This is a genomic window from Saccharothrix sp. NPDC042600 (genome assembly GCF_040647305.1).
Classification (GTDB): Bacteria; Actinomycetota; Actinomycetes; order Mycobacteriales; family Pseudonocardiaceae; genus Actinosynnema; species Actinosynnema mutabilis.
This window is the reverse complement of sequence record NZ_JBEZBW010000009.1, coordinates 63,235-84,148: the sequence shown is the minus strand read 5'-3', so window position 1 is coordinate 84,148 and position 20,914 is coordinate 63,235. Positions and strand designations below refer to the sequence as shown.

Genomic DNA, 20,914 nt, shown 5'->3' with positions numbered 1-20,914 from the left:
GTCAGAAATTCGTCAGTACCTCGACATTTGTTGACAGCTGGCACAGGCTTCTGGCAAACCTTGCGGCGGTTTGAGTTCGGTCATTCCGCTAAGTGGTTGACGGCGTTGTATAAAAGTGGGCTGAGTGTTATCGTAGAATTGTCACGTTGCTCGTCACTATCGTGACTCCTTCGGGCGTAACGGAAGAATTCTCCTTCCCTGAGTCACTTCGGCCTCAATGAGGTTGGCGACAGTGTCAACTGTGCTGCACCAAATAGTAATTATTCCCGCCAAAGTGGCCAATCTGTCCTTGGTGGAGCCAAAATATGAGGTTCGAGTCGCGAGGTATTGAGCCTCGAGTAACGGGTAAGCCTCGTGGATCACTGCAAGCCATTTCGTGGCTTGCAGTTCCAGTTTTCCGTCCCTCAGGGCTAGGTTCGAGTCTCTGTCCGCCATGACTGTTAGGATGGTTCGCTTCGTCCTCGGATCTGCTTCACGGAAGCGATCGCCCAGCTGCGCAAGCTCCTCGAATAGGTGCTTTGTTGCCGCCAGAGATGCGGGCCGGGTATCGGCACCGCGACTAAGTGTCTGTGTCAGGGTGGCGATACGCTTCTTGTAAGTGATTTGTTGAGCGCCGAAGGTTTCGGCGTCGATTTCGCCTGCAGCACGCATATCGACCAGGGCCTGAAGCTTGTCTTGCAGACGGGCGACCTCGCGCTGCTGAGAGTCGTGGATGTGTTGATCCTGTCGGGTGCGCGTCTCGAAGTACGTTGTGAGGCGGGCCAGTGCCCAATCGCGAAACTCGGTTCGGATGCGATACGAGGATACCTTCTCCTCAAGCGCCTGTTGGAGTTGTGACTCGGACATCCGCGGCTGGTGGCACTTGATGCGACGAGTGCTCTTGCGAGTGCAGTTGTAGTACAGGTAGCGCGCGGTGCGGTTGGTGCCGCGGTAGTACTTGCGTTTTTCCGTCCGGGTAATCGTGAGACCGCAGGCACACTTCAGGAGGCCGCTGTACGGGATGTCCTCGCGGCGCGTCAGCCGGTGACTCCGATCATCGCGCTGTCGGCCTAGAATGCGCTGAAGCTGCTCGTGCTCTGACATCGTCAAGATGGCAGGGTAGTTACCCTTGTGGAGTTCGCCACCGTGCTTGAAGTAGCCGGTGTAGAAGACACTGCGCAGCATCTTGTGGACCTGGGCGTACGTGATTGGCCGGGGTTTGCGGCCGTGCTGGACGGTGGTGAACCCCCAGCTGAGCATTTCGCGGTGTATCTCAGCCGTGGTGTAGGCGCCGGTAAGGGCTAGATCAAAGGCGCGACGCACTAGGGGGAGCCGCTCCTTGTCGGCATAGACGTAGCGCTCACCCTTCATGGAGGAAGGGCCGGAGTTGACGTATCCGGGTGGGGCCTTGTGTGGAAAGTGTCCTTGGCGGAGTTTGGTGTCGAGACCGCGCTTGACCTCGCGGCCGAGTTTGGCCGACTCGTACTGCGACTGGGACAGCCACATCTGGAGCATCCAGATACCCTCAGGTGTGTTTTCGAACGTGTACGTAACGAACTGGAGATCGCGCAACTTGCCGCTGCGAATGAGGTAGATGATTCGGCCCGCATCGATCTCATTGCGGGACAACCGGTTCGGATGCCATGCGACCAACCCTTGAGCTTCCCCCCGCTCAATGCGGTCCAGCATGTCGTCGAACGCGGGACGGTTGTAGGGTTTGAAGGCGCTTTTACTCTCAGTGATGATATCGATGATGTCGAGGTCGGTGAATTTGTTCCGAATGGCTGTCACCTGGTCGTTGATTGACAGGATCTGGCGCTCGGCGGATTCGCTCGATTTGCGCGCGTGGCCGATGTACTTCACTCATTGGTTCCTCCGTTTATATGCTCAACGCCTTGAGAGTGGGCGGACTTTCTATGATCTACTATGAGGCATGAGCGATGGTTTTGTCATCATCTGGGTTGCCCGCCTTGGTTTTGCGTAGTCGGGCAAGTTCATCCTTCGCTTGCGGGTGGTAGATGAGGGCGACGAGGTAGATGAGGTTGTGCATCTCCTGGATCGCGGTTGCCTCGTCAATCTCCTCGTCGAAGTAGGTCCGGCAGAGATCTTGGTACTTGTGAATGTCTTCGGGGGTGAATTGCATACGTGACTCCTGTGGTAAATAAAAGGGATGCACAGCGTGAGCCGTGCATCCCGGGTCGGAGGCCCGTTGGGCAGCCTCCTCAGGTGGTGAGTTGGGCCCTAAGCCCTCCGGTAAGCCGCTGGCTCCGGCCCGTAAGAACGGAGCCCGGATGACCGCCTGTTCAGTGATCCGTCAGTCCGTCGGGAGCGCTAAGCAGGCGGGCAGCGGCTTGGGCAAATCCGGCCACCAGTGCATCCAAGTGGCTTGCTGGCAGGCCGACGTTCAGCGCGTCCCTGAGCAAGCCGGACAGACGGTGATCCGGGTCGGCGTCCTGGGCGGCATCGAGTGCGATGGCGCTGAAGGCACCGTCACCCCGCAGGTAGGCCGACATGGCCAACAGTGACGCCGGCTCGGCGCGGTAGGGCGCTGGCACCGCTTTGGTGAGGGTGAGCCAGAGCTGTTCGGCGGCGGCGGCGCGTTCGTTTGTCGGCGCCATGACGCAGGCGTCACGGGCTTCGTAGCCGGTGAGGGCGACGGCGAGCCGGGCGATGTTCGCGTTGCTGGGCTTGAAGGTGCCACGCCGCATGGCGTCGATCGCGCCGAACAACTGCCGCAGGGCGCGGCTCGTAGCTTCATCGGGACGGGATCGATCAGCTGGTGGTGCCGCGGCGAGCAGCTGCTCGATGCGTTCGGCTCGGAGGGCCAGCGTCGTCTCGTCATCGGGGGTCAGGAGGCTGGCGAGCTCCGAGCGGCTGCCGTAGGTGATGCGGCCGGCGGCGACGGTCTCGGCGGCGATAGCGGTCGGGTCGGGCGCGGGCAGGATGCCGCTACAGCTGGAGTCGTCGTAACACTGCCAGCGGACACCAGTGGCAATGGTGGACGCCCAGAGCCGGTGGGCTACCGGCAGAGCCAGGCGGCTCATGCCTTCATTCACGATGCGCACCAAGCCACGCTGTGGCGGGGATTCGCTGGCTGGTTCCGGTTCGTCGTGACCACCGACCACGAGCAGGAGGACGGCCGCGTCGTCATGCTGCCGGAGAAAGCCAAGCAGCTGCGTGACGACGGAGCGCCGCTGTCCGGCTGGCGGTAGGTCGAGGCGCAGCGTCATCGCGACATGGTTGCGGTCGGGGCCGGTCAGGACCACGACGATGAGCGAATCGGTGGGGTAGAAGCCAAGTAGCGACGGAACGGCAGCGACCAGGTCGCTCAGATCTTTGACACGGACAACGCGATGCATGAGGGCTCCTTGAAAGGAGCCCGGACCAGCCGCCCGGCTGGTCCGGGCGGGGTGGACAAACAGATCAGGCGTTGGTCAGCTCACGAACGAGCGTGAGGGCCTTTGACTTGAGCGGCTCAGGCCGGATCAAGGTGCGGCCGAGCTTGGTTTCCCAGCTGCGGGCGCGGCGGACGTGGTCGAGGTATTCACCCGCGGCCTGCACCAGGCCGTAGCCGGTGTCGGCGATGCCAACCGTGGTGGGCGAGACCAAGATGTCGCGGAGCGCCTTACGGGCATCTTCGACGTTGCGTACGACGCGGTCGGTCACCAGACCGTCGGGCGGCAGGGGGATGAACTCGGTGACGAACAGCTCTCGCTGCTGTGGCGTGACGCGGATGTCGAGCAGTTGCCGTGCCAGCTCCACGTAGGCCGTCATCTCCCGGCGGGCGCCGGTGACAGCCTGCCTGGCTTCGTCCAGTCGGTCGCGCCAGCTCCTGGTGTGCCGGAAGCTGAAGGTGGTGCCAGTGCGGTCGCCTTCCAGCTCGGCGGCCCGGAAGGTGTTGGCACAGACGATGCGCACCGCCGTGGCGCGCAGGGTGCAAGCACCGGGCTTGCCGTGGCGGGTGGTCATCGCGAGATAGGGCAGCGTGACCGTGTCGTCGCCGGGCAGCTCGATCGGTTCATCGAGCAGGGCCAGCACCCAGACGGCGCGGCCGTCGTCGAGGACACCGCCGGTTTCCCATTTCACGTTGGGTTGGGCCAAGACGGCTTCCACGATCTCGCCCATGGCGTCGTGGTTGATCAGCTCGTAGCTGTCCTGGTTGACCCACAAGGTGGCGTGGGTGTCAGAGCGGACGATGCGTTGCCAGCCGTGAATCGGCTCGTAGCGTGGCGTACCGTCCTCGTCGATGCCGTCAAGCGCGAAGACCGGTTCGGTCTGCGGCTCCCAGTCCAGTCCGGCGAGAGTGCGGGCCTCGGCCCAACTGGACGGATAATCCTCCAGCACCACGCCTTCGCGGTGCCAGGGCATCTCCCGGACACTGAACATCGACTCGATGTCAGCAGACATGACGTGCCTCCTACGGGGCGTTGTCGGGGTAGCGGTTGTGACCGCCGGAAGGTGAAGAGCGCGCGGCTCTTTCCTGGCCGTCCGCCCATGCCGGCGGGCGGCCAGGACGTGGGCGAGGTGCCTTACGACTCCGCAGGTCCAGGGGCGTCGTCGTCACCCAGTTCGAGCGCGACCTGGAGGTCGCAGATCAGCGAATCCGGCACGACTGCTGGCACTCGGGACAGGTCCGGGGCGAGCAGACGCTTGGCCTCGTTGTGAGCCCGCGTGCGAAAGGGGCTGCGGATCACCGCCTGGCCCGTGATGTCAAAACCGACATGCACGCGCAGGGTGGTGATCTCCGGCCGCCGGATGGTGACGTCGGTGACGGCAACTCGGTAGGTGAATGACTCCGGCACGAGCTCAGAGATCCCGCCCGCGCCAGCGACCGTGAGAGCCGTGGCCGCGGACGCCTGAGCAGCCGTGGTGTCGGCGCTGGCGACCTCAAAGCTGCCTGTTAGCCGAAACTGCATGCGCAGGTACGGCTCGTAAGGGCGCAGGTCGAAGTCGGTCAGAAACTCGTTGAGCCTGTCCCAGCTGATGATGCCTTCGTGGTACTTGGTGATCACGTAGGCGCGGATCGCTTGCAGCGTGCGGGCTAGCCCCTCCTCCGTCTCAGCGCACTGTTGGAGCGCACGGACGCGTTGGTGGTTGAGACCCAACAGCGCCTGGCGGATAGCCAGCTGGCAACGATTCGGACTGGAGACTTCGGACACCGGTGTGGTGGCCGGATGGGTGCTGGTCGTGCCGTCGTGCCACACCCAGGCGGTGTCGGCCGTGGCCAGACCGAGCACGACGGCGTCGGCGTCGTGCAGATTGACGACGGCGGGCCGAGGAAACTCATCAGTGGCGAACTCCCCGAGCGGGCGGGGAGTCATCGGCTCGTTCATGACGGTGCTCTCTCTGGTGGCGGACGTGGCCTCGGCTGAGGCCACGCCGGTGCCCTCGCGAACGAGCGGAACGAGGACGCGGGCGTGACATCGCCCAAGGGCGGTCCGCGCAGCGAGAGAGAAGGTGCCCAGGGTTCTCGCAAGGCGAGAACCCTGGGGCTTTAAGGAGTGGCTAGTCGTCGTAGTCGGTGGTAACCGATTCGACGGTGAAGCTGGCCGTGTCGGGCACCAGACCTTCGATGCCGTTCAGGTCGGGCCGGAGGTAGCCGACACAGTCGGTCTCGGCCTCGTCGGGGTCGTCGTGATCGACCACATAGCTGCCGTTGATGGCGTAGGTGACGGTGAAGCCACCGCAGCCATCCTCGAGCGTGGTGGGTGTGACGAGGCGGAGCATGATCTCGTGCTCGGCGGTGGCAGATTCGACGTCGTCGACCTCGGCGAAATCGGGCCGGAGGACGTCAACCGCGTTAGCGATCACATGGTCGTCTCGCTGGGCGGTCACGGTGAAGGTGCCGCCCAGTGTGTAGGCGACGCGGACCCGGGGCCGGTACTCCGTCATATTGAAGGCGCAGAGGAACGCGTTGAGACCGTCACGGCAGATGTCACCCGCCACGTGCGCCTCGATAGCGTATGAGCGGACTTCGTCCAGAGTGGACATGTGGTGGTTTCGCTGCGTCCAAAGCGCCTCCTCGGCCTGCTGACGCAGCCGGTTGAGCGAAGCGAGGGCGAGACGCAGCACCGTGCCTTGCCGTGCTGGATCGGTCACCGGCACGACCGGAGTGCCAGCGGGCAAGTGGCACACTGCGCCAGCTGCCCAGACCGACACGTCGGTCCGACCGGTGGCGGTGAGCACGACGATGTCGACACCGTCCAGGTGCACAACGGCTGGAACAGCCAGCGGTGAAGTGAAGGCACCGAGTCGGTCTGTGGTGGGTGGTGTGGTGAGTGTCTGGTCGGGCATGACCAGCCTCCTGCTGTGAAGGTGCGAAGCGTGACCCGGCTGGGCCACGCCAACGCCATCTCTGGGATTAGTCCCACAAAGAGCGCAGGTGTGGTCGCTGGTCTGGATGCCGCAGCACCGCTTCCATCACTCGGAGCCGGTGCAGATGACGAATCAGTCAACACCGAAAAGTGCGGATGTGATTCCACGGGAATGTCATAGCGTTCTGCCACCGCGATGATGTGAGGTTGTCGCCTCTTCGCATGTCCGTACGGCGGTGGGAGCTCCATGACAGGACCGGTACGCAACGTGGCTAGCGGCGAGATGCAGGTCCTCGTCCAAGCGGGTTACATCAGCGGAGACCTAACTATCAACCTGCTGCCGTCGCCTCCCTCGTCAGCCCAGACGTTGACCGGGGCAGCGAACAGCCCTTGGTATTTCCTCATCGGCTGGAACATGGGCGACCGGTTGTCCTTGCTGCCGCTGTCCAAGGAAGGCCGCACGGCTCGGGACGAGCTGGTCGAGGCGTTGACCGGCATCGGACTGGCGTGGGAGGAGTTCGCCCCTGTTCTGACCACCGGCCACCAGTTGGTCGATCCGCCCCCTCCGGATCGGCACGGCAAAGATCTGGCGATCAGGGCGTACACCGGGGCGTTGGACCACCTCCAGCGGCGGGTTGAGCAGCAGGCCAACCGGGACGAGCTGGCGTGGTTCCTACTTGGACGACTGGTGGTGGAGATCCGCACCCACCGTGTGTTGGACCACCAGTTCGCCTCCAACCCGGACGGCTCGGAGCCACGGGACCTATCCCAATCGGTGGACGCAGCGCGGATCATGCTCAGAGGCGTGGCGGAGACGGTGAAACTCCCGTCCGCGGTTGAAGCATTGCTCGACCGCTTCCTCGACACCTTGGGAAGGGACGCGACGCTGCTGGAGCTGTTCGACCGCTCTGAGGAGCTCAAGCACGCCTGCCAGGCGATGCTGCGGCTGTCCCGCCCGAGCGACTGATCGGCGTTTCTCCAGCGGACGTGGCAAGGCAACGAACCGTTGCTAACGGTCGGTGGAGGGCTCGAGCAGGAGCTGTCCACAGAGGACGCAATGATCGGCCGTGCTGGTGTCGCTCAGATACAGCGGCACCGGAAAGTCGTACGAGCTGTAGGAACCGTGGTCGTGGCGGTTGATGTCGCGCTGACGAGCCACGTAATCGAGGATGTCTTCGGCCGATCGATCCGGCTCGGCGATCAGGTCGAAGGGCACGAACAGGTCGTGGATGCAGGTGGGACAGTGGGCGTCGTCCCCGTAGAGGTAGCCGGTGATGGTGGTGCCGTTCATCGCGTGTCCTCCGGGGTTGCCCGCCGGGCGCGTCGACGTGGTTGCGAGTCGACGGGTTGGCTGAGCACAAACCGGGCCAAGTTGGCGAGCCAGTGACCGGCTTCCTCTGACCGCTGGTCGTACAGCCGCGTCAGCTCGGTGTGGAGCTGGCTGGTAACAAGCCCGGTGGTGAGGAACGTGCGGAAGCCGGGGCCGTGGGCCTCGGCGAACCAGCTGGCTAGCTCGCGGGCGGTCTGGCAGCTGATCGGCCGGCCGTGCACGTCGGCTTGGGCGATCTCCCGCTTCAGGCGGACGACGTCAGGACTGAGGGGCTGGGGGTGAGACATGGGTAACTCCTTCGGGATTGGTTGATAGGCGGCTCCTCGGCGGTGGGGCAGGGGTACGCCTGGTTCGTAGTTGCGGGACTGGCGCAGGGGAAGTGAGCACGCAGTCAGAACGTCGGCTCAAGTTCAGCCAGGGCGGCCAAGACCTGGTCGTCGCGCATGACGTGGAACAAGGGCTGGACCTCGGGTGGCTGCCGGACGATGACGGCATGGACCTGGGCGGCGCGGGCGGCGCTCGGCACGATGAAGGCCACGCCGGGAAAGACTCCATGGCGGCGCTGTTCGTGACCGCTCGCCTCGTAGCGTTGGTAGGCCCGGCACTTGGCGGCGATGGTGGCGGGCCGGGTCTCCGTGTCACGGTCTACCTCGATGAACCACGAGTTCTCGTGGCCGTCCGGCAGCGCCAGTCGCACGAGCGCATCCGGGCGCAACACCAACTGCTCACCGGCCGGCCCCAGGTAGGACCGCCAGGCGTCCGGTTCGGCCAGGAACTCCCGCACGATGGGGCCGCCGCTGGCCTGCTGCTCACTCAGCCGGGCGAACAGCTCCGAGATGGCCAGCCGGTGGACCAGGAAGGTGGGGGTGGGGCGCCAAGCGTGGCGCTGCCGATGGCCCAGGGCGTGGTGACCACCAGCCAGCCGCAGACCGGCGTTCGTCAGGGCGTAGACGTGGCCGGGTGTGCCAACCAAACGATCGCGGGACCGGTCGGCGAAGCGGTGCACTAATCCTGACGTGTCGAGGCGGTGGAGGTGCCGGCGGGCCAGGCGCAGAGCGGATGGTGCCCGAGGGAAGACGCAGCGCGCCACCTGGTCCGTCGTCGCAGCGTGCATCGTGGCGAGACTCCGCAGCACCTGACGATCCCGTGTGGTGAGGCGATCGCTGAGGAGCGCTAGCCGGGAGCCGGTCAGACGGCGGTGGTGAGACATTTCGAGTTCTCCGGTTAAGCCATGAACGTGAGCGAGCACAGCGGCAGGAGACGGCAGTGAAGACCAGCCGGATGAGCTGGAGAGTCGTACGCACAGATCGCCGTTTTCGGCCCTGCCAAGCGCAAAACGCGCAACAGCTCAGACCACGAGGGGACAGGGTTGCGGACAGAGCGGCGTCGTCATGACAGCCGGCGGGTCCGCCGGGGACCGGGCATCCCGCCCGTGCGGCGACGGTCCTGAATGGCCTGCTCGACCTCACCGCGGTCACGGCCATACTGCGCCCTCGACGCTGCTCGGGCGGCGTCACCGAAACCGGTGGCCTGGGGCGGTGGAAAGGTTGCGATGGTGACGGGCGGACTGACCCGGCCACCCGCGACGAGCGAGGCGAAGGCCGTCCGCGGAGCCAGACCGAGCAGGTCTTCCGGCCGGGCTCCGAGCAGGTGTCGGGCCAGCAGTTGGGCGTCGTCGGCGGCAGGCTGGAAGATGACCTTGTTGCGGGCCTCGCTAAGCAGGGCGGCGCGCAGTTGGGCATCGACCTGGCCAAGGTGCTGGACCGCAGCGGTGAGATCAAGGTCGTGCGACCGGGCGCGGGCGAGGAGGTCCGTCAGGCCGACCCCGCCACGGACGAACCGCGGCAACTCGTCGATGACGAGGCTGACGGGTCGGCGGGACTGGCGCAGGAGGCTGGCTCGTCCCAGGGCAGCGTTCCAGGCCATCTGCGCCACCATGCCGCCGATGAGGTCAGCTGCGACCGGACCGACCACGCCACTGGGCAGCGAGACAACCAGGATCTTGCCCTCGTCAATGGCGCTGCGCATGCTCCAGGTTGGGTGGGCTTGGCCGAGCATGGCGCGGATGGGGCGCCGGTCCAGCAAGGGGGAGACCTTGTTGAGGACGGCGGCAGCGTCCTGGGCCTGTTGCGGCTGGCTCCGGGATTCGTAGCGGGCAAAGAACTCTCCCACCGTGGGGGCGAATACCGGGTCAAGCTGGGACAGGAGGCGGGCACGGAAGCTCGCGTTGAGGAGAACCGCCGGGATCTCCGTCAGCGTCATGTCAGGGCTAGCCGCCAGTAGGACGAGGGTGGCCTTGAGCGTTTCGTCGATCTGGACACCCCAGGAGTCGGACCGGTCGCGGATGAGTTCGAGCATCTGGTCGGCGACCAGTTCGGCGTCCTCCAGGGCGCAGGCCAGCGGGTTGAGCGCGACGGCCTGTTCATCGGCTGGGTTGAGGTAGATCAGGTCGTTCGTGCGGTGGGCTGGCAGGCAGTTGATGAGATCGGTTGCCAGATCACCGCCCGGGTCGATCAGGATCAGGCCGTGCCCGGCGTCGACGGTCTGCTTCATGCGATTGAGCAGCAGCGTGGACTTACCGGAGCCGGTCGGGCCAGTCACGAGCGTGTGCATGAGAGCGTCGGCGCGGGAGACGGCGATGGGCCGTTCGAGACCGGGGTAGGTTGCCCGGCCGAGGACGAACCCGTCAGACGGCAGCTCGCGGGCCGGTGGGAAGTCGCGTCCGGTGGCGCGGGCCAGATTCGGCACGTTGGCACCGGCCAGCCAGACCAGGAGCGTGGCCAATTCGCGGGCGTTGACGTAGACCGGCGCCCGCGTAATGGGGGTGGTGGCACGCCTCAGCCGCCGGACGGCTCGCCACTGGGACAGGTGCCGGGTGATGAAGGCGGCACCGGGCCGGTCGAGCTGGTGCACCGAGCCGATGATCTGACTGACCAGCTGCCGGCTGCGGCTGAGATGACCGGCGCGGGCACCGATGCGTAGGGCCACGCCGAACAGGGGTTCGCTTAGCTTCATCCGCTGCTCGGATGCCGGACGAACGTCGCGCGGCGGCTGTGGCAGTACCAGCGCCAATGTGCGGGTGAACGTTTGCCACCACCGCGGCCCGATTGTGGCACCCTGCGGTTGGTTGGTCGGCAGGCTGGCTGAGGTTCCCAAGGGATAGACCACCAGCTGGTAGACCAGCCCTTCATCCAGAGTGGTCGTCGCGGCGGCATGCAACAGGCTGGAGGCGAAGGACTCGGCCTGGTCGGTGCGGAGCGGCTTCCCGATGATGGGCAGCTGGAGTTCGCGGACCCAAGTGGACTCCGGCAACGCCGGTTGTTTGACGTGCTCGGCTCGGACGCCCGGTATAAGGCCGCGGAGTTGCGCCAGGACGTGAGCTGCTCGGCGCTGCGGTACGCGGAGCCATTGGAGCGTGGTGCCACCGCGGCGAACGACCTCGAACACCACGCTGTCGCGGCCGAGGAGTGAGCCAGCTGGTGGGCGCAGCGTGGTCAGGCTCCGGGTGAACGCCGTCACCATGTCGAGGGTTAGCTCCGTCGGGAGTTCCACGCGGTAGGTGACCCGACTGGCGTCACGGGCGCGTTGATCGCGGTGACGCACGTAGAAGACGAGGGCGACGCCGGCGCTGCCGAGTCCGCTCATGATGACGAGGGACAGCGCATCCCAGCTCATGGCCGATCTCCGGTCAGGCACTCACCGTCCTTGGCGCGGGTTTGCGGTGAACGCGGTATTGCTACATGTAGAGGTACATCGCCCATCTGCCTCCTGACTTTGTTGAATGATTTAGCAACAACCAGGGCCAAAAAGCACTTCGGCCATCGGTCGACATCATTGTTTATAACACGGATCGCGGATTAATGCAAGAGGAAAATGTTCAAGTCGCCTTCAAAGGCATAGAGCGACGGGCGAATTTGAAAGCGGTTTGCATTGCACTAAACGCCTGCTCGCCGCATCCCACTGCCTATCTGGGGAAATTGATTGACTTATCTGATGGCAATGATACGATTGATAGCGTTATGGGAGTTCCAACGTGCCGCGATCGATAGTGCTTGCTAGCACACATGTGGGTAAGCTCATTGAGCGAGGGCTGCTGCACTCTGGCGTGGCTGACCGCTCTGAACTCGCGGCTCGCTGCGGGGTCCATCGCAGCTACATCACGAAGCTGAGCGCAGGACACGTTCAATATCCGAGAGACCGAATTTTGGTCAGGATAGCAACGGTACTCGGCCAAGACCCTGACGATTACCGCGTCGCGGTACTGATGGATCGCACCAGGCATGACAGCTGGGAGAAGGTCATGGTGAGCGAGTTGGCTCTCCATGAGGGCGTGCGGTTAAGTTCCGCAGAGACAGCCTCGGTCCAGCAGTGTGTCAGGGCTATTCTGAACCAGCGGAAGAAATTCAGCTAGACCGGGCGGCTGCGTGGCGATGAGCAGTGCTTTATAGGCGTCTCGCATTGACTGGCACGCGATCGAATGCGCGCTCAATTGAGGCTTCGCGCTTTCGCGAGCAAAACGCCTCCCTGCTAAGCAGAGAGGCGGGTGGCTCAGCTTCCTTCGGCGAGCCAGTGTCCATGGTCATCGAGATCGCTCAACTTCACGTCCTGTAGCGAATCTCGGTGGATTTCGTAATCATCCGATACGCTCTCGATAATTGGGTTCTTCAAGGGGCCAACCCAGTCCCGAGTGTTCTCGTCCGTTTGCACCTCTGTCGTCGGCATGACCTGGGGCTCGGTCATCGTTGCCACCTTCTCCCCATGCAGGCCGGGGTGGTGCTGCAGCACCACGGCTAGGCTAAGTGTAACGCGCGTCACGCAGCTGTGGGATGGCGGTTCTGGTCGGTCCTCATTTTTTTCAACGGTCATAAGATCATCTTAACACTTCGATTACAGAACGCAATGGTTCGATAACTCCGTGTAGATAATCGTCCCTCGATCGGGCGACGGCGTCCCTGAAGGCTTGCACCGGTCATGACTAGAGCAGTCTCCTCGATCGGCAAGGTGGTGGTGGTGGTGGTGGTGGAACTTCCCCTGGGTTCCACGCCAAGAAACAGGCGGAAGGCGATCGGCTGTCAAGTGATCGCCACCGGGCAGAAACCCGCGATCCTGACGGTCACGTCGCTTCACAGCTCGGGCACACGCATTGCCGTAACGACGGAGGCGGCCATGAACCATGAACATCAGCGTCCTCGGGCCACTGGCGAACCTCCGGACTCGCCTAAGCCGGATGCGGCGCCAAGCCGCACGTCCGATTCTGAGGAGGGTCCGGCGCGGCAACATGTCGAGACTGCCCGACAGTCGCAACAGATGGTTCTACTCACCGCTCCTGTTCCACCATGGGATCTTCGTACGGACTTGAGTGTACTATTTAACCTACTGACGGCTCCTGCGGCGTGGCGGCTACGAGCTGTGGAGCAAGTCAATTTGTCGAGCGAACTCTGGGGAGAACATCGTCGATCAGTTCAGGTGGGCGCTCTCAAGTCTATTCTTGAGTCTGTCACACTAGAACGTGCAGGAAACCGTCCCACCGTTCTTCTGAGTCTTCCTATTGGATCCGTTGAGAAGAAGTTGCTGCTTGACTTCGACGTTACGGTCGCTGGAAAGCCTGCAACACTTCTCGATAGTCGAGTGCAGTCAGAATGGCAAGCATTTGCTGTCGTACAGTGGGCTGTGTCGGAGCGCCTGTTTTCCGGCGATAATGCGCAGGCTGTCGTACGTGCGCTGACCGCAGTCTGTGCTTTTCAGCCACCGCTTTGGCTTACGAAGCTGCGGACGAGTCTGACAACGAGCGATGAACTAACTCGGGCCCAGGAGATCGAACTTACTACAGAGTACCTTGGTCTGACGCTGCAGGGTCTCGGTATCAGTCGCGCGTGGGTTGAGGAGCGTTTCTCGCGGAGGATTGACGGTATCCGTGACGCTATAGGCGATCGGACACCCTTTTACGAGTTCAGCGGAGCGACGAATCCTCTGCTGATCATGAGTTGGCTCAATGCTCGTAACGCTGCCGATGTAGACGCTCACCTCGATGCGCTGCACGATTTCGTCAGCACGATTAGAGCGGCGACTGAAGACAATGAGGATGAAGCTTCCAGAATACTTCGCGCCTACGGCCGCTGCGGACTGTATTGGAATGCTATCGCGGACTGCGAAGTTCCTGTCGATCGGAGCTTCATGATTAAGACTGTGCGAAAGACCGAACTTACGATACATAGGTATCGTCGATCCACGCGCGAGATCGACAATCCTGGATTTCGCACCTATGTGAAGGAACATATAGTCGTTGGAGATGCCCGTTCAAATCATGTGGTTATTCGAGTTGACGACCCTCACTTGCAGCTTCAGAAAGAGTGGAGACACAGGTCAGATACGGGAAAGAGGGAGCCTTCGGGGGTGTTCACTACGGGCAGGGTGCGGATCACGCCGGAGATTATGTCGCTGAGGGTGGTAATGCCGCAGCGTCGCGGTGTGGGGGGTGAAGAATTCCGCAAGCTCTACATCCCTATTCGGCCAACTCCGCTTAGACGGGCGGTTACCAGATTTATACTGCTATTGTCAGTTGGGTCTGCATTGGCCATGCTGACCTACCTCGTACGGTGGTGGCCGGACGCTGGTAGCCCCGACGCCTCCGATGAAGTAAATCTTCGCACTGCCGCCCCTGTTGTATCTGCAATATTCATTCCAGTGTCGATCGCCGCAGCGTTCCTGCTTGTGCGAGAGCCATCAACGCTGGTTAGCAGCATAAATCAGCGTTCGCATCGCATCATAGGCTATGCTCAGGTGCTTCTGTGGGTGTCTGCGGGAGTGCTATTCATTCGAAAGTTTGCGCCTGATCGGCTAGTTTCTATAGCTATTGTCCTCGGTGTGCTAATACTGTTTGCTCTCCTGGTTGGCTTTGCGAGATGGGCGATTATAAAGCGCTCGCCTCCATCTGTCGACGAGTAGTGTGATGACGGAAGACGTTAAGTGTTCGGCGGGCTGGGGCTGGGCGAGTCGGCTCAGTGCGGGTTGAAAGATGGCGTTTCGGCTCTGGTTCATCGGACTGGGTGACCGGAGAGCTCGTGCACCCCTCTACGGCGAGGCGGGGCTTGATGGCGGCTATCGAACGGTGCGAATTAGTAATCTGACTAGTGCTACTGGTGTGGCCGATCACTTGAGATTGAAAAGATGCTAGTTATGTGCTTACATGGAAGTAGTTCACGAGAGTGTCATTGTGAGTGATAAGGTAGTTGCATCAGTGCGAAAATCAACCAAGGCTAGCGGTGTTCCTGTCAGAGTGAAGGATCCGCAGGTCATCCAAGCGTTGGTGCGCCTCGTCACACTCGCCAGACGATCCTGACCTTGTCCAGATCGAACCGCCAGCCGTTCCAGGTCTGGCCGCCAGGGTGGCTCGGCATGATCACGATGTGGTCGACCAGCAGCAGGATGACGTTGCGCTTCCACTCGATGCTGGCCTGGTCCCACACCTCGGCCAGCGTCTGGCCGGCAGGCACGGCTGCGGCGGTCTTGTGGGCCTGGAACCTAGCCAACGCCCTGACAGTATTACTTAGGGCCTGCTGCGCGGCTGCCTTGGCGACGACCAGCTCTTCGCGCGTCAACAGCCCGATGCCGTAGTCGGCAGCCAGGCTCTGGAGGTGCACGGTCTGCCTGGTGTGCAGCTCTAGCAGCTCCTTGACCTCGGCGGCGTCAGCCTTTGGCGCGAGGGCCTCGGCCACCGCGGGACTGTCGAAGCGGTAGATGACCTGCTGCTTCACCAGCAGGTCCACGGGGTCGGCCCCACGCCGGACGTTGCCACAGCCCACGACGTCACCGTGGTTGTCGTGGCGCTTGCAGACGTAGCGCCGCTGGTACACCCCGTTCTCCCGGCCGCGTCCGTTGCCGTACATCGCCTGACCGCACTTGCCGCAGCGGACGATGCCGCTGAGCAGGTACTGGCGGCCCTTGATCATGCCTCGCTTGGTGTTGATGGCCTTCAGTCGCAGCGCTGCCAGCATCGCGCTGTGTTCTTCGGCCGTGATGATGTACGGCCAGCGGCCCTCGTACTCCTTGCCGTGGTGTGACCGAGTGCCGTGCTCGGTATCGCCCCATTGAACATGCTTCTTCTTGGTGAGCACCCGCCGCAGGTTGCCATTGCGCCACTTGCCGCCTTCAGCAGTGGTGATGCCACGCTGGTTCAGGTCGCGGACCAGGTCGGTCTGCCGCTCGCCGGCGATGATGCGGGCGACGCACTCCTTGATGATGGCCACCTCGTGCGGCACCAACGCCCGCCCGACTTTGCCCGGGTTGAGGAGGATCTCGTCGACATCGCGGATGGCGCCTTCGTAGCCGTAGGCGCGTTGGCCGCCGTGGTACTTGCCCTGTTCGGCCTGCTTGTTCTTCTTGCGATGCTGCCGGGCGGAACTCTGGTCTGACTCAAACTCAGCGTCGCTGATGGCGTCCCGCAGGCTCTTGCGTCCCCGCGGCGTGTGCAGGTCGTAGCGTGCGCCGTCCGTGGTGGAGATGTACTGGAGGCGGGTGGCCTTGCTGAGCCGGATCAGCTCCTGGGCAACTTCCGTCTGGCGGCCGAGACGGGGGATCTCGGTCACGATCACCTCGGTGACCGCGTCCTGCTTGATGAGCGCGATCAATTCGAGGTAGTCCTTGCGTGGCTTGACGGCGAACTCCGACGCGCTCGTGTCGTTGTCGCAGAAGTGCCGGCCGATAGGCTCACCGGTAGCGAGTGCGTATTCGTCGATCTCCTCACGTTGGATCTCGACGTTGATGCCTCGTAGGGAGCGGTCTTTGGATAGCCGTTCATATCCAACTCGCATGGCGAATCCCCATTACGTGATCAATTATATCAGTAATGGGTGGATAAGTAATCACTCGACGAGACCACGAACAGCGCCCCCGTGTCGGCGGTGATCTTGTTCAGCGCCAAGGACAGCACGTCGGTGCCGTCGGACGGCCACGGGCTGCCCAGGCTCATGTTGACCACGTCCGCGCCCGCGCCGGCCGCCCACTCCATCCCGGCGATGATGTCGGACTCCCGGCCGCCGCCGAAGTCGTCGAGCACCTTGCCGGACAACAGCTTGCTGTCCGGCGCGACGCCCTGGTACTTCCCCGCGCCGGTGATGGTGGCGGCGACGTGCGTGCCGTGGCCGAAGTTGTCGTCGGTGGTGTCGCTGCGGCTGAAGTTCCTGGCCGCCACGACCGCGCCCGCGAGGTCCGGGTGGGTCGCGTCCACGCCGGTGTCCAGGACGGCGACCGTCGCGCCGGCGCCGGTGTGCCCGGCCTGCCACGCCTCGGGCGCGCCGACCTGCGGGACGCTGCGGTCCAGCGTCGCGGTGACCGGTCCGTCCAGCCACACCCGGTCCACGCCGGCCGCGCGGGCGCCGGACCAGAACGCGGTGTCCTTGGGCACCTCCAGCGCGTGCCCGCCGACACTGGTCAACGGCTCGCCCGCGACCAGGCCGCCGGTGACGATCAGCGGGGTGACCGGGCTGGACCGGTCGTCGTAGCCGGCCCGGATCAGGCCGGTGACGTCGAACAGCCGCCCGTCCAGCCGCCCGCCGCGCACGTCGGCGGCGGTGTCGGAGGGCAGCACGTGCAGGTGGCCGCGCTCGTCGCGGACCTGGTGGAAGGTCACGTCCGCGCGGCCGGGCCCCGGCCTGACCCGCGCCCGTCCCCCGCGCACCTCGACGCGGTCCCCCGTGATCAGCGTGACCGTGCCCTCCGAGCCGGCTGAGCCGGTGTCGAGCGGCGGCTGCTGCGCTTGCGCCCCGGCGGTCGTCAGGACCGACGCCGCCACCACCCCCGCGAGCAGGAGCGGTGTTCTCCTTCGGGTCATGGAATCACTCCCCGGACACGTGACGGCACCTCAACGGCCGCCACTCCCCTCGGTGACCAAGACACCGCAGAGCGCTATCGGGTTGCGCTGTCCGGCAGAAGCCGTCGCGCCCGGCCCGCCGCTAGCGTCGGGATCATGCTGGTCCCCCTGCTGCTGGCCGCGACCCTGACCGCGCCGGCCACCACCGACAGCGTCCGGATCACCCACCTGCCCGCCCTGCCCGGCCACACCGCCACCGAGGCGGTCGCGGTCAACGGGTGGGGGCACGTCGCGGGCACCAGCACCGGCCCGGACGGGCGGCGCGCGGTGCTGTGGCGGCACGGCGGCGTCCTGGACGCGGGCCCCGGCGACGCCGTCGCGCTCAACCGGCGCGACCAGGTGCTGCGGCTGGAGCGCGGGGACACCGGCCCGTACGCGCGGCACCCGCGGATCTGGCACGAGGGCGTCACGACCGACATCACGCCGGGCGGGGCCGGGTACGTGGTGGCGTCGGCGATCAACGCGTCCGGCGCGGTGCCGATGACCTACTCGACCTCGCCGTACGGCTACCACCAGGAGGTGGCGGCGGTGTGGCGGGGCTCGGTGCAGGGCCTCAGCGAGTCCGGGTCGCACCTGAGCGTCGGGGTGATCACCGACGGCGGGCTGGTGGCCGGGTCGAAGCTGCCGATGTTCGGCAGTGACGTGTACGCGTTCAAGTGCTCCGGCACCTCCTGCTCGCGCCTGGCCGACGCGCCCGGGACCGGCGGCTATTCCGTCACCGCGGCCAACGAGTCCGGCGTCGTCGTGGGCAACCGGGGCGACCGGCCGCTGCGGTGGGCCGGTGACGCGGTGACCGTGCTGCCCGGCGGGGCGGGGGCCGTGTCGTCGTCGAAGCAGGCGGTCAACGAGCGGGGGGACGTCGTCGGGCGGACCGGTGACCGGGCGACGCTGTGGCGCGACGGTCTGGCGGTCGTGCTGGACGTGCCCGCGCCGTCGGGCGCGGTGGCCGTGTCCGACTCCGGGGACGTGGTGGGGTGGAGCGGGTCCCGGGCGTTCCTGTGGCGCGCCGGCCGGGTGGTGTGGCTGGGCGAGGGCTTCCCGGTGGGGCTGAACGACTTCGGCGTCGTGGTCGGCCAGGAGGGCAACCGCGCGGTGTTGTGGCGGGTGCGGCGCTAGCCGGTGCGTTCGGCGTTCTCGGCGCGCATCAGGTCCTCGCGCGCACGCGCCACCCGGGAGCGGATCGTGCCGACCGGGCAGCCGCAGACCTCGGCGACCTCCGCGTACGACAGGCCCAGCACCTGGGTCAGCAGCAGTGCCTCCCGGCGTTCCGGGGCCAGGCCCGCGAGCAGCACGTTCAGCTCCACCACGTCCTCGAAGCCGGTGGTGGGGCGGCGGGCGTCGGAGGCGTCGCGCACGTCCACCGCCCACGCGATCGCGGGTCGGGCGCCAGCCGCGCGCAGGTGGTCCACGACCGTGCGGCGGGCGATCGACAGCAGCCACGTCCGGGCCGACGAACGGCCCTCGAAGGCCGGCAGCGTGCGCAGCGCCCGCAGGTAGACCTCCTGCGTCAGGTCGTCGGCGCGACCCGGGTCGGTCAGGTGGGCGACCAGGCGCCACACGTCCCGCTGGGTGGCCCGGACGAACCGCTCCAACGCGGCCCGGTCACCGCCGCCCGCCGCCATCGCCAGGGCCGTCACCGCGTCGTCGTCGCGTTTGATCGACACGGCACCGAGGCTAGACCACGGCCACCCCCGGGAACTTCCGCGTCCCCGCGGACGACAAAGGTGGTTGTGGACTGCGAGACCTGCCGGGAGGCGTTGTCGGCGCGGCTGGACGGCGAGGAGGAGCCGGTGCCGGCCGCGACCGTAGACCTGCACCTGTCCGGCTGCCCGGCGTGCCGCGCCTGGTCGGACCACGCCGCCACGCTGACCCGGGCGCTGCGCCTGCGCCCGGTGGCGGCCGTGCCCGACCTGACCGACGCCGTGCTGGCGCGGGTGCCGACCCGCGGCTGGTACCCGAGGCTGGGCCTGGCCGGGGTGGCCGTCGCGCAGCTCACGCTGGGCCTGTCGCAACTGCTCGGCGCGAACCCGGCCGCCGCGCACGGCGCGGGACACCTGTTCAACGAGAGCACCGCGTGGAACCTGGCCCTGGGCCTGGGCCTGCTGTGGACGGCGCTGCGCCCGCGCGCCACGTCGGGGATGCTGCCGGTCGTGGCGGGTTTCGTCGTGGTCGTGGGCGTCTACTCGTTCCGGGATCTCGTGGGCGGTGTCGTGTCGGTCGGACGGGTCACCTCGCACGCGATCGTGTTGCTCGGGTTGTTGCTGCTGGTGGTGGTGCACCGGGGCCGGCGCGACCCGGACGGCGGACGCGCCGCCGGCCACCCACCGCACACACCGGACCTGCCGGACACACCGGACCTCCCGGGCGACGCGGCACGCTCGGACCCACCCCGACGCCCACACCTGCGCCCGGTGGGACGACGACCAGCCGCGTGACGGGTCCGGGCCGGCCACAAGCGGTGCGGCGAGTCCCGGCCGGCCGCAAGCGGTGCGGCGACGACCAGCCGCGTGACGGGTCCGGGCCAAGCCACGGCCGGTGCGAGGGCGGTGGCCCCAGGGGGTGGGCGGCGCGCGGCGGCCTGTTCGTTTCCGATCGGTTGATCGGTTGCTGATTGACTTGACCTTCGCTCGAACGAACGATCCTCCCAGTCGAGATCAGGCGGAGGACCGGTGCGCGTACTGCTGGAACCACTCGACGGCCGCGCGCAGCGGTGCGTCGACCGGGCCGAGTCCGGGGTACCAGGGCTTCTCCCATTCAAGGGACACCCAGCCCGTCCAGTCGGCCAGCGCGTCCGCGCATTCCCCGAGCGGGACGGTGCCTTCGCCGGGTGGCACGGGGGTGGTGTCGGTCGCGCTCACCGCGTCTTTGACCTGGAAGTACGCCAGGTACGGGCCGAGTGCGGCGCGGGTGTCGGCCGGGGTCTCGCCGTGTCGCCACGGGTGCAGCGCGTCCCACAGCACCGCCACCCGATCGGGGTCTTCGAACGGCCGCACCAAGCGCACCGCTTCGACTCCGGTCGGGCGGGTGTCGTGGGTTTCCACGAGCAGTCGCACGCCCGCCGCGCGCAGGTCCGGGAGCACGGCCGCGATGCGCGGACCGGCCGGGGCGTCACCGCCGGGGAAGACGCGGACATTGGGCGCGCCCAAGCGGGCGGCGAGGCCGATGAGCGCGCGCAGTTCGGCCACCACCGGCTCGTCCGGACCGGGCGCGCACACCTTGGCGTAACCGGCGAGGCAGGCGGCCTCCACCCCCGCGTCCGCGAGGGCCGCGCGGGCGGCCCGGTGGTCCATGTCGGGGTGCACCTCGCCGTGCACGCGGATCTCCAGGCCGGCACAGCCGGCGTCGGCGGCGAGCCGAGCCGCGTCGGCCAGCGACCGGTCGGGGGTTCCTAGCGTGCTGAGGGCCATGCGCCTGGGTTCCACG

The 20,914-nt window shown here is 65.6% G+C and carries 20 protein-coding genes; 5 read left to right on the top strand and 15 right to left on the bottom strand.

Going from position 1 to position 20,914, the window contains the following annotated elements; all coding sequences use genetic code 11:
• Positions 1–156: 156 nt before the first annotated feature.
• The 6 genes from AB0A74_RS09565 to AB0A74_RS09540 form a co-directional block, all read right to left on the bottom strand.
• Positions 157–1,842, bottom strand: a complete 1,686-nt coding sequence (locus AB0A74_RS09565; protein ID WP_358248382.1) for a recombinase family protein — start codon at positions 1,840–1,842, stop codon at positions 157–159.
• Between the two features lie 61 nt (positions 1,843–1,903).
• Positions 1,904–2,122, bottom strand: a complete 219-nt coding sequence (locus AB0A74_RS09560; protein ID WP_358248381.1) for a hypothetical protein — start codon at positions 2,120–2,122, stop codon at positions 1,904–1,906.
• Positions 2,123–2,282: 160 nt separating this feature from the next.
• Positions 2,283–3,338, bottom strand: coding sequence for a DUF4192 domain-containing protein (locus tag AB0A74_RS09555; protein WP_358248380.1), 1,056 nt, complete (start codon positions 3,336–3,338; stop codon positions 2,283–2,285).
• A 64-nt stretch (positions 3,339–3,402) separates the two neighbouring features.
• On the bottom strand, positions 3,403–4,386 hold the full coding sequence (locus tag AB0A74_RS09550; protein WP_358248379.1) for a DUF932 domain-containing protein: 984 nt from the start codon (positions 4,384–4,386) through the stop codon (positions 3,403–3,405).
• Positions 4,387–4,508: 122 nt separating this feature from the next.
• Positions 4,509–5,312: a hypothetical protein gene (locus AB0A74_RS09545; protein WP_358248378.1), complete on the bottom strand. Its 804-nt coding sequence runs from the start codon at positions 5,310–5,312 to the stop codon at positions 4,509–4,511.
• Positions 5,313–5,484: 172 nt separating this feature from the next.
• Positions 5,485–6,273 carry a hypothetical protein gene (locus tag AB0A74_RS09540; RefSeq protein WP_358248377.1) on the bottom strand — a complete coding sequence of 263 codons (789 nt, stop codon included), beginning with the start codon at positions 6,271–6,273 and terminating at the stop codon, positions 5,485–5,487.
• Between the two features lie 303 nt (positions 6,274–6,576).
• Here AB0A74_RS09540 and AB0A74_RS09535 point away from each other — a divergent pair, with 303 nt between their 5' ends.
• Complete coding sequence (locus AB0A74_RS09535; protein ID WP_358248376.1) at positions 6,577–7,260, top strand: hypothetical protein; 684 nt, start codon at positions 6,577–6,579, stop codon at positions 7,258–7,260.
• Between the two features lie 42 nt (positions 7,261–7,302).
• Here the strand turns inward: AB0A74_RS09535 and AB0A74_RS09530 are convergent, their stop codons facing one another.
• The 4 genes from AB0A74_RS09530 to AB0A74_RS09515 all read right to left on the bottom strand — a co-directional run bounded on the left by AB0A74_RS09530 (position 7,303) and on the right by AB0A74_RS09515 (position 11,298).
• Positions 7,303–7,584: a hypothetical protein gene (locus AB0A74_RS09530; protein ID WP_358248375.1), complete on the bottom strand. Its 282-nt coding sequence runs from the start codon at positions 7,582–7,584 to the stop codon at positions 7,303–7,305.
• Positions 7,581–7,910, bottom strand: a complete 330-nt coding sequence (locus AB0A74_RS09525) for a hypothetical protein (RefSeq protein WP_358248374.1) — start codon at positions 7,908–7,910, stop codon at positions 7,581–7,583. The genes AB0A74_RS09530 and AB0A74_RS09525 overlap by 4 nt, the downstream gene beginning before the upstream one ends.
• A gap of 104 nt (positions 7,911–8,014) precedes the next feature.
• On the bottom strand, positions 8,015–8,833 hold the full coding sequence (locus tag AB0A74_RS09520) for a replication-relaxation family protein (RefSeq protein WP_358248428.1): 819 nt from the start codon (positions 8,831–8,833) through the stop codon (positions 8,015–8,017).
• A 179-nt stretch (positions 8,834–9,012) separates the two neighbouring features.
• The gene (locus AB0A74_RS09515) at positions 9,013–11,298 is read right to left on the bottom strand and encodes a type IV secretion system DNA-binding domain-containing protein (RefSeq protein ID WP_358248373.1); all 2,286 of its coding nucleotides are present in this window, start codon (positions 11,296–11,298) and stop codon (positions 9,013–9,015) included.
• Between the two features lie 358 nt (positions 11,299–11,656).
• On the opposite strand from AB0A74_RS09515, the gene AB0A74_RS09510 reads away from it, so the two are divergent.
• Positions 11,657–12,034: a helix-turn-helix transcriptional regulator gene (locus tag AB0A74_RS09510; RefSeq protein ID WP_358248372.1), complete on the top strand. Its 378-nt coding sequence runs from the start codon at positions 11,657–11,659 to the stop codon at positions 12,032–12,034.
• A gap of 137 nt (positions 12,035–12,171) precedes the next feature.
• Here AB0A74_RS09510 and AB0A74_RS09505 read toward each other — a convergent pair whose 3' ends face one another.
• On the bottom strand, positions 12,172–12,411 hold the full coding sequence (locus tag AB0A74_RS09505; RefSeq protein WP_358248371.1) for a hypothetical protein: 240 nt from the start codon (positions 12,409–12,411) through the stop codon (positions 12,172–12,174).
• Between the two features lie 621 nt (positions 12,412–13,032).
• On the opposite strand from AB0A74_RS09505, the gene AB0A74_RS09500 reads away from it, so the two are divergent.
• Positions 13,033–14,568, top strand: a complete 1,536-nt coding sequence (locus tag AB0A74_RS09500) for a hypothetical protein (protein ID WP_358248370.1) — start codon at positions 13,033–13,035, stop codon at positions 14,566–14,568.
• A 371-nt stretch (positions 14,569–14,939) separates the two neighbouring features.
• Here the strand turns inward: AB0A74_RS09500 and AB0A74_RS09495 are convergent, their stop codons facing one another.
• Together AB0A74_RS09495 and AB0A74_RS09490 are read right to left on the bottom strand one after the other, a co-directional pair.
• Entirely contained in the window at positions 14,940–16,433 is a 1,494-nt protein-coding gene (locus AB0A74_RS09495; RefSeq protein ID WP_358248369.1) for a recombinase family protein, read from the bottom strand.
• A gap of 29 nt (positions 16,434–16,462) precedes the next feature.
• Complete coding sequence (locus AB0A74_RS09490; RefSeq protein WP_358248368.1) at positions 16,463–17,452, bottom strand: S8 family serine peptidase; 990 nt, start codon at positions 17,450–17,452, stop codon at positions 16,463–16,465.
• A 135-nt stretch (positions 17,453–17,587) separates the two neighbouring features.
• On the opposite strand from AB0A74_RS09490, the gene AB0A74_RS09485 reads away from it, so the two are divergent.
• Positions 17,588–18,607 (top strand): hypothetical protein, encoded by a 1,020-nt coding sequence (locus AB0A74_RS09485; protein ID WP_358248367.1) that lies wholly within the window; start codon positions 17,588–17,590, stop codon positions 18,605–18,607.
• Here AB0A74_RS09485 and sigC read toward each other — a convergent pair.
• Positions 18,604–19,155: an RNA polymerase sigma factor SigC gene (gene sigC, locus AB0A74_RS09480; protein ID WP_358248366.1), complete on the bottom strand. Its 552-nt coding sequence runs from the start codon at positions 19,153–19,155 to the stop codon at positions 18,604–18,606. The genes AB0A74_RS09485 and sigC overlap by 4 nt on opposite strands.
• Positions 19,156–19,221: 66 nt before the next feature.
• Between sigC and AB0A74_RS09475 the strand changes: the two genes are divergently transcribed.
• Positions 19,222–19,926, top strand: coding sequence for a zf-HC2 domain-containing protein (locus AB0A74_RS09475; RefSeq protein ID WP_358248365.1), 705 nt, complete (start codon positions 19,222–19,224; stop codon positions 19,924–19,926).
• A 219-nt stretch (positions 19,927–20,145) separates the two neighbouring features.
• On the opposite strand, the gene AB0A74_RS09470 is transcribed toward AB0A74_RS09475, so the two are convergent.
• Positions 20,146–20,913 carry a sugar phosphate isomerase/epimerase family protein gene (locus AB0A74_RS09470; RefSeq protein WP_358248364.1) on the bottom strand — a complete coding sequence of 256 codons (768 nt, stop codon included), beginning with the start codon at positions 20,911–20,913 and terminating at the stop codon, positions 20,146–20,148.
• Position 20,914: the final 1 nt, after the last annotated feature.